This window comes from Pseudobacteriovorax antillogorgiicola, assembly GCF_900177345.1.
Lineage (GTDB): Bacteria > Bdellovibrionota_B > Oligoflexia > Oligoflexales > Oligoflexaceae > Pseudobacteriovorax > Pseudobacteriovorax antillogorgiicola.
In genome coordinates this window covers 15,382-29,559 of record NZ_FWZT01000016.1, presented here as the reverse complement: position 1 = coordinate 29,559, position 14,178 = coordinate 15,382, and the positions used below count along the sequence as shown (strand labels likewise).

Genomic DNA, 14,178 nt, shown 5'->3' with positions numbered 1-14,178 from the left:
TTCAATCCTGTAAACTATCGAGGTTGAAGCCAGAGAAAATCACTTCTTCTGAGCTATCAAAATCGATCATCTGGATATACCCGAGGGGGCTATCTTGAAAGAGTATAATATGATCGGTGGTAAATCCAACCTTATCATAAGACTTGATTTCTACCCTACGCTCCACAAGACCATCACTAAGACGAAGCTTGTAGAACTGGGATACGCTCCCAGTAGCCACTGCCATCAGATAACCATCGCCGACCTTGGTTTCTTTCAATGTCACGCTTAGGGATGGAAGCAGGTACTCCTGCCAAGCAGTGCCATCACTCCCATGGATCAGGTAGGCGTTGTTATCGTCCCGCCTCACAATCAGATGGTCGTCTCCTGACTTAGATCGGGTCAAGACACTCTTCACTTCTTCCTGTTGCACAATGGTTCCGTCAATTGCATCGAAGAGATAAAGCACATTATCGCTATCCAGAATCAATGCATGGGCTCCCTGATATCCTGTGTCAGCGATCCAAGTAGGGTTACCAATTGCAGGGCTGTGCTCCTGAGTCACCCAGGTCTGCTGCGCAATGGACTGCTCCATATCAATGCTTAAAAGTGTGCCGTCAGTGGTAGCAATTAAGAACACTCCACCAGTTAAGATGTCGCCTGCCTTTATACTGCTTTCACCGTCCAAAATCGAACCGCCTAGCCAACTTCCAGCAATATTTCCATCTTCACTAACCTTTAGAACTAAAATACTTAGAAACGAATCCACGAATACATAGAAACCCTGTTCTGGGTCAGATGCGTAGGAATTCAGTTTACCAGCGAAATCATTGACCAGCTCTCCGGCCTCCCCTGAGCGGTAGATATAGAGTTGATCATCTTTCACACCGAAGAAAAATCGGCCCTCAGGCCCAGCTATCCAAGCTTGATCCAAGCCATCCCCTTGCACCTGCCAAGTTTCTGAAAAACGCAGGGTTTGGCTTGAGCCATCGAGGAGATTCAATCGCCCAGCATAGGCGTCATAGCTATAGAAAAGGGCCTGATCATCACTGGGAGAGCTATTGGTGTCGATTACACCGACTTCCTCAATGGGAGTCCCAATGTCACCATTGACAGTCCCGACTTTGCTCGAACACGAACTTTTCATGCTCATGAGTAACAACATAGATAGAGCCAAAAGCGTACCATTATATTGTAAAGCCATAGCTAACCCCCCAACTGCTTTCGTAGTGAACTGATTTTGAACTAACATTTGTTTCCTCGATCTTAAAATCTTGCCAATGCGCACCGACTCCGAATGAAAACCAAAATCCTGCATAAATAGGTAATAGAATCTCACTTGTGGCACCGAGTCGATAGAATGATGCCTCTCCATCGATCGTGTTGTAATCATCTGAAATTTGATGTTCGAACTGGCCATACCCCAGACTCACTTTACTTTGAATTGCGATGGCTCGCCAAAACTCTCTGGTTGCACGATTTTCAATTTCTGTAGATGAAAAAATGATGTTCATAAGGCGCTTTCTGTGACTCAGACCACCATGATAGGAAACCCCATTGAGCTTAGCATCGACTAGTTCATCGCGGCTGGAGTGATAACGCCGTTGACTCAAATGATAGCCCCAAGAGCGATTGATCGCTGGATAAAAATCTACTCCTACCTCACTGAATGAGGTTTCATCAAGAAGGAGTCTCTTATATTCCGACTCTGAAAAGGTACTGCGACCACCGCGAACATTTAATGAAATATTGTAAACCGGGTTACTCCGATAGGTCTGTTGCTCAACCCAGTAGTTATAAGAACTCATGCCAGCGATAAGAATTGGGCCCTGCATATCCAGCAAAAGCCTTGCTTCCTCGCGACCCTTGAATGGCCCCAGACGATGCTTATCCTCGATTACCTTACCTTTCCAAGGCAAGGCATGATTGATTTCATGCATGATAACTATAATGCGTTGAAACTTATCCATCCGAGCGAAAACATCTTCCTGGAGAATCACCTTGTGGCCTTTGGTGACAGCATGAAAACTTCGATTATCGTAGTCCGATAGAGTGATGTTTTTTCGTGTCCAGTCAAAACTGATGGAGCCCTCTCGAAGAGCTTTGAGAATCATCGCTCGACGCTTCCAAAAAAACTTTTTTGCGTATTGATACTGCGAATCGCTGAGGGATGCCAGCACCTCACAGCTATGATTATCGCAGTCGTCCAGATCGCTGAAGTCCTCTACCATGGCCAAGCCAGTCTCGATATCTGTGAGCGTTGACATCAAAGCTGTATCAAGCCAACTTCCTCCATTTCCTACAAATGTCGAGCCATATGCTAATGGATGCCACCATAGCAAGAAGGCTAAAATTCCAAGTAAGTTAACGTTATTCATGTTTTGATCCCCCTGTGGGCGTTAAATGTATGATGAACTGGTATAGTCTCTGATTACTGTTCTTATGTTTTTCTGAGAATTGCTTCAGCTGTTCGCTAAAGTCCTCTATCAATGCTTGAAGCTCCTTATAACTTTCTTCGTTTAGTGGGAACACTAAGGCCTGAGCTAAGCGCTCATCCACTGAAAACCGATCAATGCCCTTTTTAGCTAGATCCAAGGCCTGCTTGTGAAAGTGTCGAATTTTTCGGCTGGCGTTCTGATCACCCAATACGTGAAGGGGCTCCGATTCAACCAAATTGCCGTTCTGATCGACTTTCAGATAGCCATGTTTCAATAGAAAACTGATTGACCGATCAATTCGAGAGCGTGTTGCTAGAGCCGAAAGCTCGTCGTAGATCGCTTTAAGGTTCTCTTGGACACTTTTCAGTCTGATAGAGTCTTTCACATAGGGGTTGATCCAATCATTCAGGATGAAGTTTGATACGCGGCGACGCCCACCACTCGGCTCCCGTGGCGGCTGTTCCGCCTGAAGCGCCTCACCAAAAACAAGCGCACGAAAAAAATCCCGCTCCTGTGGATTGAGTATCAGTACCTGACAGATATCTCCAAAGCGATCTTCCGTGATACGTCTTTTGCCAGCAAGAATATTTGAGATCAAGGCAGGAGAGCAGCGCCTGAGAGGTTGGCAGGCACTTGCAATCGAGTACGATCTCTTTGATTTTTTGAGGTACTTCACCCGGTCTCGGATGAACGCGACGGGATCGTTGTATTTAAATATGTTTGGTGCGTTCATTCTTTTACCTCCTATATTTTCTCTCTTATCGGATTTTATTCCATTGTTTCAATAGTTTGCTTACAAATATTATTTACTTTGTAAATTAATTTGAAAATCTCCATCCGTAAGTGCCCAGAAATAGGAATGCAGGAAGCCAGTCCTTTTCGTCGCTGAGAGTACTTAAGTAGTTGATATCAAGCATGAAGATTGCTCCGAGCCGGGACCGAGATCAAAAAAACTGAATCTGATAAGATATAAGTGCGCATAAGGAGGCACCATGGACGGACCATCAGTCCTAATTATCGATGATGATGAAGATATTCGAACGATTTTTACTCAAATTCTGAAGTCCGAAGGTTACGATGTCTACGACGCCATCGACGGATTAGATACCGTCCAAACCCTTGATGTCATTAAACCCGATATATTGCTCTTAGATTTAAAAATGCCTCGAATGGACGGCTTCGAGGCTCTCACCCACATCCGAAGTGCGGGTTTCCAGGAGCCCATCATCATTATCACAGGGTTAAATGGCGTAGATGTCGAGGATAAGGCCTTGGAGCTTGGCGCCAACGCTTTCTTGCGGAAGCCGGTTCGTCCCGATGATTTGAAAATGGAAGTCAAAGCTTGCTTGTCCCCTAGCAAGACCATCAGCATTGCCTAAAGGAACAGTGCCATGCCCAAAAAGAAACCATTTGAAGGTCATAAAGTTTTGATAGTATCTCAAAACGACAACATCAAACGTGTTTTAACAAAGGTCTTTCATAACTGTGGAGCACAGATCTTCACCGAAAGTGACGGCCATCAAGCGCTACGTGCTGTGCGGAAGCTAAAAACAGAGATTGTCATCTTCTCCAATGATGTCCAGCGGGGCGGAGCAAAATGGTTTGCTCATCAACTCCGCACTAAGCACATCACTGATGCGGATATTCTTTGGTATATCGGTAATCAAAAAATTCCTCTGATGGATGGGTTTACCAGGCGGCCGTTTAAACCAGTGAGCCTGGTCAAGCCTCTTGCCTATAATCTTGCGGTTCTCGACGACTTAAGAAGGGCATAACTGTGGGTCAGTTCAATATTGAAAAAAAATCTTTCATCTTGATCTTCGACAAGGCAGGTACCTTGCGAGACACCCTTGGCGCTAGTCTGGGAGAGATGGGCTATCGAAATATACTACACGTAAAAACTAGTGAAGAGGCTTGTCGTCATCTGGCAGAAGGTAACGTTTCCTGGGTTTTTTCCTATCTTTATAGTCAAGATGCCATTACTGGCTTGCATATCGCTCGATTAGCGCTTAGCCAATCACCTGAGAATGCGCCCCGCGTTTCACTCTTTCTCGATGATTCTGAATCAGAGCTTATCCCGATGATTATGACCTTAGGGGTCCTCTCCGTACACCCAAGCGTCTTTACCAAAGCTGATCTCAAAGATCACTTGAGAGCTCTTCTGCAAGGAATTAAACATGGTAGGGACGATACTCTCATCGCTGCGGAATCGTTTCGCGATCACCTGCTTAAGAGCAAGAAATACAGTGAGATTATTAAACTCTGCGATCTGATCATCCCGTTTTTTCCCGACAATGTTGACCCCTACCTGTGGCAGGCGGAAGCACAGTTTGCCCTCAATCAACAGTCTACCGGTGCTTACACACTAAGCCGGGTCCCAAACAAGAGCCCAGCCGATCAACAAAAAAGAGATCAATACGCACTCAAGTTCCTAGGTCGCCCCCTGGCCGCTGGAGATAGCCGCCCCCCCATTGATAGCTGCGTGGTGGTTGACAGTGATCGAGCGTCTCAGAATCAGATGAAGGTGGTCCTCGGTCACTTAGGAGCTCAGAATGTTCGTTGCCTTGGTTCCGATTCTGAAGCGATTGAATACCTCATTCACCATCAAGATACTCAACTAATCATCACTGAATGGAAACAGCCTACAGTCCATGGGATTGCTTTGGTGCAAAGAGTTCGAGAGATTGGATTACACCGCACTCCGATCGTTGTTTCCTCAGCTCAGGTGCAAGAGCACGACCAACAGGCTCTACAGGAATTTGATATTTTTTCTGTTGTGAAAAAGCCTCTCGATGAACGACAGGCCATGGCGGTCATCATTAAAACAATTAATGAACAACGGCAGCCTCACCAGCCAACTACGATGATGAGGCACTTGAAACAGTCGGTGCGGATGCATGATCTCAGCAGTGCTAGCCGTATGTATGAGGTGATCTGCCGCCATTCTAAAGCGTCTGCAAGCGAAAAACTCGAAGCCCAGGCGGAATATGCCTATTTAGAGGGTAAGCTGAAACTTGCATTTTCCCTGGCTATACAAGCTCTTAAAGACCAAGGCAATACCCTCCATATCCTTTCATTATTGGGCCGAATTGCACACGATCAAAAAAACTATGGTGAGGCTTTAAAGTTTCTTGAAAAAGCTCATAGCATGGCACCCTACAATGTGGAGAGACTCTGTATGATTGCAAAGATCAAGAGTTTAACCGGAGAGCAGCAAAGCTCTGAAGCTCATTTGCGGCAAGCCCTCACCATCGACTCCGAATCTGTACTAGTTAAGGAAGCAAGCCTTGAAATTATCAAGGGATCGATGAATCACGATGATATAGAGAGCCTCCTAGGTGATGCCAGCAGCTCTGCAAGCCTTGTATCATACTGGAATGCTAAGGCCATCAAAGCTGTAAAAGCCCAAAAAATTGACGAAGCTATTACAACCTACAAGAAGGCTTTGCTGGCCTTACCTAAGGGTATGTCGCCCAATCGATCAACTTTGCGCTATAATTTGGCGTTATCCTATGCGCGGCGAAAAAAATTTAAAATGGCCCGGAACTATCTAGAAACTTTGGTGTGTGAAGAGGAGTCTCCGGTTCTAGAGAAAGCTCTCTCCCTGCACCAGAAAATCCTCGATTTCCTAAGCGATGGCACTCCTGTCATGCTCAATACCCAAGACTTCCATCAATCACATCAGGATAGAGAGGTCCTGGCATTCGAGGATTTCGACGACCTGTACCGGATGGAGCGACCAGCAGGTTCTCTAGGGCTATACAAAATTTACTACTTCCAGGGCACTCTACCTGGGGCGTATAAAAATCTACTCACCCCCCTACCCAGTGAGAGCAAGATCGAAGTTGCCTAAGATTGCGGTTGCAGCATGGTAGCGACTAGTTTAAAACATGGTTTCCAAATTAAATTGGGAGCTAAACCATGGAATCCACTGGATATGAAAAGTCCTTGATCCGCTTCTACACCTTGAGCGAAGCTGACGACCAAGCCAGAAGTCAAAACTACCTAGTAAACCGTGAACTGATTCATGCCTGCATGGGGTTGTGTGGGGAAACCGGTGAGATTATGGATTTGGTCAAAAAAAGTGTTAACTACGATAAGCCTTTGGATCAGGATAAGCTTTTAGAAGAATGTGGAGATGTCATCCACTACCTGGCCCGAATACTTGATTTGAATGAGCTTACTCTACAGGACGCGATGAACCATAATCTAGAGAAACTCAATAAACGTTTCCCCGAGGGATACAATCACCAAGCCGCGATTCAGCGAAGAGATCAAGAAACTTCAAGGTAGGTCGCTCGAAAAGTTGTGAATGAGAAAAGCCCTTAGCAATGCTACGGGCTTATCCATTCTATGGAAGCCAGAACTTATCGAGTCGGGTAGTTGCGATCTTTCCACTCTGGGAAACCACCTAACATGACAAATAGCTGGTTCTCAGGAACTCCCATCTTACGCATCTCACAAGCGCCAAAGCTTGAGCGATGGCATTTCTTACCGTTACAGAAGAGAATAAACCTCACATCTTTCATATCTGCTAGGGAGCCATAAGAAGACTTCAACATCTTATTGACCTTCTTAACGATTGTCTTTTCCTTGAACTGATTTTTTGAGTCATCCTTGTAGTCGGCAGTGATCATCGCACTTTTTGGAATTTTACCGACACCACGATCTGATTTAGAGCGTGCGTCAATGATGATCCATTTCTCACTGGATGACCCTTTCTTCATCATATCCCACTTGCCTTTGGTGAAAGCTCCATCAACTGGCTTTGCAACTCCTTTGTAGGCTTCATCTCCAGGAACCACACTGCCCTTTGGCCAATCAGGAACCTCTTCACAGAATTTTTGCCAGGTTTTGCCATAGGCATCTGCTGCAAGTAGCAGGGCAATAACGATCGATAATTTCATATACTATCCTTCTTCAAGAGTTTACCAAAAAATTATATCTTAGGCTGCCGCCTTACCATCAACAAAAGTTTTCAAACGCCGAATGTTATCACCAAGATCCTCGGTCGCTTGATTAAGCTTCTCTGTAGAGTCGGTCAACTCGTGGGCACCTTGCAGATTTTTATTAGTTTGCATATGCAAGTCCTGAACAGACTTAGTAATCAACTCCAAGCCGATCTTCTGCTCTTCTGAAGCATCCATAATCATCATAAAGCTCTTCATCAACTCAGCGAGAGTTTCTTTTATCATGCCGAAGGACTGAGCACTGCTTTGGCTGGATTCCTGACCTCGTTTTACTTTTTCAAGTGTCAAGCTTACGAGATCCTCAATCTCATGGACCCCTTGTTCTACCGAATCTCTGATTTTCTCTGACGCTTCTCCACTCAGGTTAGCTAAGCTTGAGATTTCAGATGCGACAACTTCAAAGCCCTTGCCTGCTTGCCCCGCCTGTGATGCTTCGATCGAGGCATTCACAGAAAGGAGTTGGGTTTTAAAAACTATCTCGTCGATAACTTTGGTTTCCTTCGAGATGCGTTTCACTAAGGTAAGAACGTCTCGCAGGCTCTGATTCGATTGTTTAATTTCTTCTACAGAGTCTAAAACCTTGCGAATATCTTCACTGCCACCTTGGATCATGTTCTCAGCGATGTCGATCTCTTGACGGCTTTTTTCTGAGTGAGACTTGGTATTTTTCATCATAGATCCAATCTCTTCCGATGCAGACGAAGTTTCTTGCACCACAGATTGAAGTCGATCTGAGATCTCAGACATCACTTTACTCGAACCTTGTACCGACCTTGCAACTTCGACAACCGTATCCGAAACCTTGCTAATTTCAACGATGGTTTCTTTGATCGGTCGCGATAGGCTTTGCCCTAATCTGCGGGACGCTAGCCCAAACGCAACAATTGCAATCAACCCCATGATAGAAAAAATGGAGTAGAACGTATTTGAAGCACTTGTGGCCTCCGTTACATCTTTAGCCACAAGGATCGAGCAAGGGACCCCAAAAATGTCTCCGCAGGGTTGTTTTTTGATTTCAAATACAAGGTCTTGACCTCCTGCTGCTTGCTCCTCCTCTGCAGACGATTCTGACGATCCCCCATCCACGTGGAAAATTTGCGAATCATCTGGAGTCTCCTGAGGACCAATAAAATCGGGAACATCTCCTACTAGATGTCCACCCTCTAATTCGATGAAGGCCTTGTAGGAAACGGTTTTTTGAAAGGATTCAAATATCTTATCCGATCTACTCACAAAAATTGCAACGTGGCTTAACATTTCATCTTCATCCATCACCGGCCGTGAAAAAATCGAGACTAACTTTCGATCTACAACCGCAAATTGGAAGAAATTTTGTTCGTTCTTTATTGTTCGCACAACCAGTTCTTGAGCAATATTGCGGAGGTTAGGGTACAACTGATTCTGTTCGTCGCTGATGCGATAGTAGTCCACTTGCTTTCCATCGCTGTCGAAGGCCACAATCTCTTGAGTTGAATAGAGAGAACTCAAAGTGTTACCAAAACCCAAAAGGGAATCCCTCCAGCGACCGATATCCTCACTTAAATCAACCGAACTCTTTTCTGTCATCCAAGCACCAATACTTGCTGTTATCCGATCTTTGTAATTTCGAATGCTATCATTTAAAATCGATCGATACTCACGCTTGGATTCGTTGTCTCGGATACCATCCATCTGGTTGGCTACCAGCAGCACGGAAATTGGCGAAACTAGCAAAGAGACAAAGGCAACTCCAATGATAGTCCATGTGATTTTCTGTTGAAGACTTGCTGCAGATAACATCCATCCGCTCCTTGCTCTTGTACGAACTATGCCCTTTTCTATCGCTCGTCGAATGAGAAAAGATGAGATGCAAGAGTTTCAGACTTGGAGTCTACCTTTTAAGTGTATTAATATTAGAGATTTGTAATTTATACGTTTTGGAAATTTTGACATTGAGAAATTATTTAAAGCTATCTAAATTCTCATAGCGTTTGAGGATCTCATCAGTTTTTCCTGACTTGTGAACATCGGCTATCGCCTGCCAGACTTTTTCAACTTGCTTTTGATTCGCTTCGTAGAATTTATTGCTAAAAACGAGATAGTAATAGCGTAGGGGAAATATCGGCTGCCCATGAACTTTGAGAGGTAATGAAACTCGTTTAACCACATTTTTGTGGCCCGCAATCGCATTGATGCGACCGGCTTTGAATTTACGTTCTAGTGCTTTGTAGGTCCGGCTTTCATCAATCTTAATACCACTTTCTTCCAGCCTTTTGACAACTGAGAACCCTTTGATCGCACCAATATCGAGTGACTTCAGAGACTCTATTTTACCATCCCAAACAAACTTAGACTTAGGATCAAGATAGAGATAATAGCCAGTATACTCAATGGCTTGATTACGATTTGGGTAGCCTTCAACCTTTGGCGGGTAAGAATACTTACTAGCACGATCTGGTGTAAAACTGAGCGATAGGAACGCATCTACTAATCCGTTCTCTAAGAAAGTGAGGCAGCGATTATGAGTGTAACGCTTGTATTGAAAGGACATCTCCAGCTCTTTTTCCACTTCACGAAGAAGCTCCATATAGGTACCTGGAAGTCTGCTACGCTCGGTGCCTGGATAATTGAAAATAGGAAACATTGTCTTATCGCTAAAGCATACCTTAATACCGTACCCACTGCCTGGAATCCAAAAGAGTGCAAAAATTATGAGTAGGTTGCTACCAATCATAGACAGTCCGAATTCGAATGGCCAAAACTTTGTCTCTATTCTAACTTATTTTGGGGAAAAAGCACGGTGACGAGTCAATGGCAAGAAAAAAATCCCCCAGAGCCAACGGCTCTGGGAACTCTAAAGGGAAAAGGGACACGAGACTGAGAACAATACAACTTTGGCCACCAAAAATGGCCTGGGAACTACACTAGGGACACTACTCAACAAGGACTTAAAGAGATCGCTAAGCCAAGGCTTAACGGAAGTCTTGGGTTCTTGCTCTTCCCCGTTTTACTGGGGAGGTTACTTTACTTATTGCAAGGGCGGTACCACAGTGGTGGCATGTAAGATCACCCACTTAGCCTAGACTTGGCACGGCTAGGTCTGTCGCTGGTCGCCCATGAATGTGATGTTAGACAAATAATGCTATGAAATTATTCAATTTTTTAAAGTCACAGAACCGTTAGGGTGACTCCACAGGTGTCAGACGCAGGGCTAAAGCCTAAGTAAAAGACTTTATAGAGTTTTCTAGAATTTAAAGCAAGCCACCCCCACCTTAGAAACCAAGCGTTGCCTGCCGAAGTTCTCTCAACGGCCCTTCAGGGATTCCGGGGCCAGTTCCCTTAGGCTCTGAAGCTCTTTTTATCGGTATCGTCTCATGCGCATCCTTAGCAAGCGATGCATTTTCGAATTCTGAATAATTCATGATAAAATAGAGAATAGGCTGTTCTCTAAAAAAATTCCACAGGAGTAGGCATGGATGCTCTGGTGATTGATGATTCTGAAACCACTCGTATCCAACTTGAAATGTGCCTTCAGCACCTATACAAGGCTAATGTCACCCAGGCCGTGAACGGCCAAGATGCTCTCGACATACTGAGAGAGGGGCAGGCTTTTGATATCATCTTTTGTGATATCAACATGCCAATCATGGGAGGCTTCCAATTCTTAGAAACCATGCATAAAGAAGATCTTTGTAAAGCGCCAATTGTGATTGTATCGACTGAGGGCGGTGGTTTTATGAAAGAACAAGGCAAGCATTTGGGAGCGAAAGCCTGGCTGCTGAAGCCCTTTGAGCAGGATCAAGTTGAAAAGATTGCCAATCGACTTCTCAAAATCGCTAGCTAGAGCTGTTTCCTACGTGGAGCCGACCTCATCAAGGTAATCTATTGGCTCATGACCTAAGCTATTAGACCATCAAGCCGACGATGGCAGCTGTGAGCAAGGTTGCCAAATTCCCTGAAACCAGAGACTTGGTACAAAGCTCAATCACCTCTTTGGATCTGTCTGGCATCATACTTGTCAAGCCTCCGACTACAATTCCCACACTTGCCAAGTTGGCGAATCCGCACAGTGCGTAAGTGAGAATCAATTGGCTCTTGGGAAGTAGTCCTTCCCCAAGTTGGCCCCCGAGTTTCAAGTAAGCGACAAATTCATTAAGCACGACCTTGGTTCCCATCAACTCTCCTGCCGACGATGCATCGACCCAAACAATCCCAGTCAGCCACATAATTGGCGCTAGAAGCTTGCCCAAGATGCCTTCAATGGTGAGCGGCGTCTTCGTCGGGATTACTGCCAGAATCTCATTGCCAAGGTAGACCAGAGCGAACAGTACAATGATGATAGCAGTTATTTTAAGTACCATATCAAGGCCGTCTAAAGTCCCCCGTACCAGTGCCTCTAGAGTGCTACCTGTGCCTTGACTGGGCAAATTCAAGCTATTATCCTCAGCTCCCTCGATTTCTTCCAAATGATCTGGAATCCAAGCCTTAGCTATGATGATTGCTGCTGGAATGCTAATCAGTGATGCGGTAAGCATGTGTGCCAGTGCTAGATCGACCACTTTACCCACTACACCAGCGTAGAGTACCATCACAGACCCTGAAATAGTTGCCATCGTACAGGTAATCAGTGCAAACAAGTCGCTTCTCGACATGCGAGCCAGGTATGGCCTGACAATCAGGGGAGCTTCGATCGTTCCCATAAAAAATGCCGCCGCTGAGCCAAAACCTAAAGGCGCTCTAATCTTAAGTAATGCCATCATAGATTTAGCCAAGATCTGAATTATTTTTGGAAGCACGCGCCAGTGATAGAGAACTGCAGACAGAGCGCTGACAACCAAAATCAGCGGTAAAACTCGAAATGCCACGATGAACTCAGACTCCGGACGAACTGACTCGAATGGACTGATTCCACCAGCCAGGTAGCCAAACAGAAAGGCGGTAGCCCGTGTCGTGACCGCCTCCAGAACCTGAACCCCATGATTAAGAAAGCCCAGCCCTTGGCTTATTAAGGGAGCCTTAAGCAGGAGCAAAGCAATGATTATCTGGCCCAAAAACCCAAAACCAAGCATCTTCCACTGAATGCTTTTTCTATCTTCACTCAGTAGGTAAAGGCTAGCCAATAATATTAGGAGTCCCAGCCCTACTTGAAAATACTGCATTAGAAAACCTCACTCATGATGATCGGGGCGGAGAAGAGTCCACGCAAGGGTTGCCCTGGCTGCTACAGTAAAAACTAAAACCGTAATCCAGATCAGAGTTGTGATTCCAATCCAATCTGGAAAAAGAAGAAATGCCGAATAAGCAATCCCCGTCTCCCCTCCCTCTGCAAGCCCAGCTGCCAAGCGTATCCCACGATTATCTCCAGGACTCAAAGCCCGCCTTTCCTCGATAGCTCCAAGGCTTAAGGCACCTGTAATACACAGAACATAGAAAAAAAGCATGGTCATCCAACGAGCTTCGTATTCGGGATAGAGGCTAGCAAAGCCGAAGATCATCACAGAATAGGCTGCCATATCACAAACAATATCCAAAAAAGCCCCAAAGTCTGAGCTTTGCTGAGTCTCGCGGGCTAAAATGCCATCAGTACCGTCCAGCAAGCGGCTGGACCACCAAAGAATCAGTGCGACGATTTCAAGACCAATACCTACTGCAACTGATGCAAGACCGGCTAGAAGCAATGCCATCAATGTAATCTGGTTCGGGCTTAGTCCATACCTTCTATAAAAACGAATCAGAGGCGCGGTAAAGCGGGGAAGTACCTTTCGAAAGGGATCATCAATCATAGAATCGACACCATGTTCAGGGGTTGAATCCCATTTCTTTCATATTTCCTGTTCGAATGCAAGGCGTTGCTATGTCCTATCCACAAGGGCTCTTGCCAGCCTTTCAGAAATGACTTAATTATAAGCAACCAATCAGTGCTCAACCAGACACCGATCTGACGAGGAGACCCCCTATCATGTATGAAATGTTTCAAGTGGATGCCTTTGCAAGTGAGGTATTTTCAGGCAATCCCGCAGCCGTCGTTCCCCTAAGAGACGTGCTCGATGACGCCATTTGCCAGAAAATTGCCGAAGAGAATAACCTAGCCGAAACGGCCTTTGTACGAATGGATAGCAAGACCCCATCTATCCGTTGGTTCACCCCCACCGAAGAAGTTGACTTATGTGGTCACGCGACTCTAGCCAGTGCCTGGACCCTGATCCACAAATTCGGCTGGCAAACACCTATTTACTTTAGTTCTCGATCTGGAACTCTGACGGTTCATCAGAAGGACCTTGGCTGGGGAGCCGACAACCCCCTAGTGATGGATTTTCCAGCTATTCCGAGCGTCCAAGGAGGCGCTGACCTGCGGGATCGCATGGGCCAGCATCTTCAATTGGAAGTAGAGGAAGTCCACACTTCGGAACAGGACTTGATGGTAGTACTCGGCTCTGCAGACCAAATCGCTAAACTGCGAGTGCCACAGCCTTGCGAAACCCTTGGGCATCGTGGCCTTATCGTAACGGCTGTAGCGGAGAAGCATAGTGAGCTAGACTTTGTGAGTCGCTGCTTCTATCCAGACTTAGGAATACAAGAAGACGCTGTGACAGGCTCAGCCCACTGCCAGCTCGCGTACTACTGGAGCAAACGCCTCGGCAGAAACAGCATGAGGGCAAGGCAACTGAGCCGCCGAGGCGGAAATTTGATTCTAACTGTTGAAGGTGGACGAGTGCATATGGAAGGCACTGCGAAGCTCTTTATGGAAGCGAAAATTACAGTCGGTCGCTAAAATCATCACCTCTGAACACCAGTTGCTAGGCAATTGGTGT

The 14,178-nt window shown here is 45.6% G+C and carries 14 protein-coding genes; 6 read left to right on the top strand and 8 right to left on the bottom strand.

Going from position 1 to position 14,178, the window contains the following annotated elements; all coding sequences use genetic code 11:
• Position 1 precedes the first annotated feature (1 nt).
• Genes B9N89_RS19450 through B9N89_RS19440 form a run of 3 tightly spaced genes read right to left on the bottom strand, consistent with a single transcriptional unit; the run spans position 2 to position 3,150 of the window.
• Complete coding sequence (locus B9N89_RS19450; RefSeq protein WP_132321858.1) at positions 2-1,183, bottom strand: hypothetical protein; 1,182 nt, start codon at positions 1,181-1,183, stop codon at positions 2-4.
• The gene (locus B9N89_RS19445; protein WP_132321861.1) at positions 1,167-2,357 is read right to left on the bottom strand and encodes a hypothetical protein; all 1,191 of its coding nucleotides are present in this window, start codon (positions 2,355-2,357) and stop codon (positions 1,167-1,169) included. The genes B9N89_RS19450 and B9N89_RS19445 overlap by 17 nt, the downstream gene beginning before the upstream one ends.
• The gene (locus tag B9N89_RS19440) at positions 2,350-3,150 is read right to left on the bottom strand and encodes a TIGR02147 family protein (protein WP_132321863.1); all 801 of its coding nucleotides are present in this window, start codon (positions 3,148-3,150) and stop codon (positions 2,350-2,352) included. The genes B9N89_RS19445 and B9N89_RS19440 overlap by 8 nt, the downstream gene beginning before the upstream one ends.
• Positions 3,151-3,409: 259 nt before the next feature.
• Here B9N89_RS19440 and B9N89_RS19435 point away from each other — a divergent pair, with 259 nt between their 5' ends.
• The 4 genes from B9N89_RS19435 to B9N89_RS19420 all read left to right on the top strand — a co-directional run bounded on the left by B9N89_RS19435 (position 3,410) and on the right by B9N89_RS19420 (position 6,710).
• Positions 3,410-3,796, top strand: coding sequence for a response regulator (locus B9N89_RS19435; RefSeq protein ID WP_132321865.1), 387 nt, complete (start codon positions 3,410-3,412; stop codon positions 3,794-3,796).
• A gap of 12 nt (positions 3,797-3,808) precedes the next feature.
• Positions 3,809-4,192: a hypothetical protein gene (locus B9N89_RS19430; RefSeq protein ID WP_132321867.1), complete on the top strand. Its 384-nt coding sequence runs from the start codon at positions 3,809-3,811 to the stop codon at positions 4,190-4,192.
• Positions 4,193-4,194: 2 nt separating this feature from the next.
• Positions 4,195-6,270, top strand: a complete 2,076-nt coding sequence (locus B9N89_RS19425) for a response regulator (protein WP_132321869.1) — start codon at positions 4,195-4,197, stop codon at positions 6,268-6,270.
• A 68-nt stretch (positions 6,271-6,338) separates the two neighbouring features.
• Entirely contained in the window at positions 6,339-6,710 is a 372-nt protein-coding gene (locus B9N89_RS19420) for a nucleoside triphosphate pyrophosphohydrolase family protein (protein WP_132321871.1), read from the top strand.
• Positions 6,711-6,784: 74 nt separating this feature from the next.
• Here the strand turns inward: B9N89_RS19420 and B9N89_RS19415 are convergent, their stop codons facing one another.
• From B9N89_RS19415 to B9N89_RS19405, 3 genes are all read right to left on the bottom strand, one after another.
• On the bottom strand, positions 6,785-7,324 hold the full coding sequence (locus tag B9N89_RS19415) for a rhodanese-like domain-containing protein (RefSeq protein WP_132321873.1): 540 nt from the start codon (positions 7,322-7,324) through the stop codon (positions 6,785-6,787).
• Between the two features lie 39 nt (positions 7,325-7,363).
• Positions 7,364-9,166, bottom strand: a complete 1,803-nt coding sequence (locus tag B9N89_RS19410) for a methyl-accepting chemotaxis protein (RefSeq protein WP_132321875.1) — start codon at positions 9,164-9,166, stop codon at positions 7,364-7,366.
• A 160-nt stretch (positions 9,167-9,326) separates the two neighbouring features.
• A complete protein-coding gene (locus tag B9N89_RS19405; RefSeq protein WP_132321877.1) occupies positions 9,327-10,100 on the bottom strand; it encodes a substrate-binding periplasmic protein in 774 nt (257 codons plus the stop codon).
• Positions 10,101-10,838: 738 nt separating this feature from the next.
• On the opposite strand from B9N89_RS19405, the gene B9N89_RS19400 reads away from it, so the two are divergent.
• Complete coding sequence (locus B9N89_RS19400) at positions 10,839-11,210, top strand: response regulator (protein WP_132321879.1); 372 nt, start codon at positions 10,839-10,841, stop codon at positions 11,208-11,210.
• A gap of 61 nt (positions 11,211-11,271) precedes the next feature.
• Here the strand turns inward: B9N89_RS19400 and B9N89_RS19395 are convergent, their stop codons facing one another.
• The gene (locus B9N89_RS19395; protein WP_132321881.1) at positions 11,272-12,525 is read right to left on the bottom strand and encodes a NupC/NupG family nucleoside CNT transporter; all 1,254 of its coding nucleotides are present in this window, start codon (positions 12,523-12,525) and stop codon (positions 11,272-11,274) included.
• A gap of 9 nt (positions 12,526-12,534) precedes the next feature.
• The gene (locus B9N89_RS19390) at positions 12,535-13,149 is read right to left on the bottom strand and encodes a CDP-alcohol phosphatidyltransferase family protein (RefSeq protein ID WP_132321883.1); all 615 of its coding nucleotides are present in this window, start codon (positions 13,147-13,149) and stop codon (positions 12,535-12,537) included.
• A 176-nt stretch (positions 13,150-13,325) separates the two neighbouring features.
• On the opposite strand from B9N89_RS19390, the gene B9N89_RS19385 reads away from it, so the two are divergent.
• A complete protein-coding gene (locus B9N89_RS19385) occupies positions 13,326-14,138 on the top strand; it encodes a PhzF family phenazine biosynthesis protein (RefSeq protein WP_132321885.1) in 813 nt (270 codons plus the stop codon).
• Positions 14,139-14,178: the final 40 nt, after the last annotated feature.

Coding starts and splice junctions, on each gene's coding strand:
- B9N89_RS19450 (WP_132321858.1), bottom strand. CDS start 1,183: ATGGCTTTACAATATAATGGTACGCTTTTGGCTCTATCTATGTTGTTA.
- B9N89_RS19445 (WP_132321861.1), bottom strand. CDS start 2,357: ATGAATAACGTTAACTTACTTGGAATTTTAGCCTTCTTGCTATGGTGG.
- B9N89_RS19440 (WP_132321863.1), bottom strand. CDS start 3,150: ATGAACGCACCAAACATATTTAAATACAACGATCCCGTCGCGTTCATC.
- B9N89_RS19435 (WP_132321865.1), top strand. CDS start 3,410: ATGGACGGACCATCAGTCCTAATTATCGATGATGATGAAGATATTCGA.
- B9N89_RS19430 (WP_132321867.1), top strand. CDS start 3,809: ATGCCCAAAAAGAAACCATTTGAAGGTCATAAAGTTTTGATAGTATCT.
- B9N89_RS19420 (WP_132321871.1), top strand. CDS start 6,339: ATGGAATCCACTGGATATGAAAAGTCCTTGATCCGCTTCTACACCTTG.
- B9N89_RS19415 (WP_132321873.1), bottom strand. CDS start 7,324: ATGAAATTATCGATCGTTATTGCCCTGCTACTTGCAGCAGATGCCTAT.
- B9N89_RS19410 (WP_132321875.1), bottom strand. CDS start 9,166: ATGTTATCTGCAGCAAGTCTTCAACAGAAAATCACATGGACTATCATT.
- B9N89_RS19405 (WP_132321877.1), bottom strand. CDS start 10,100: ATGATTGGTAGCAACCTACTCATAATTTTTGCACTCTTTTGGATTCCA.
- B9N89_RS19400 (WP_132321879.1), top strand. CDS start 10,839: ATGGATGCTCTGGTGATTGATGATTCTGAAACCACTCGTATCCAACTT.
- B9N89_RS19395 (WP_132321881.1), bottom strand. CDS start 12,525: ATGCAGTATTTTCAAGTAGGGCTGGGACTCCTAATATTATTGGCTAGC.
- B9N89_RS19390 (WP_132321883.1), bottom strand. CDS start 13,149: ATGATTGATGATCCCTTTCGAAAGGTACTTCCCCGCTTTACCGCGCCT.
- B9N89_RS19385 (WP_132321885.1), top strand. CDS start 13,326: ATGTATGAAATGTTTCAAGTGGATGCCTTTGCAAGTGAGGTATTTTCA.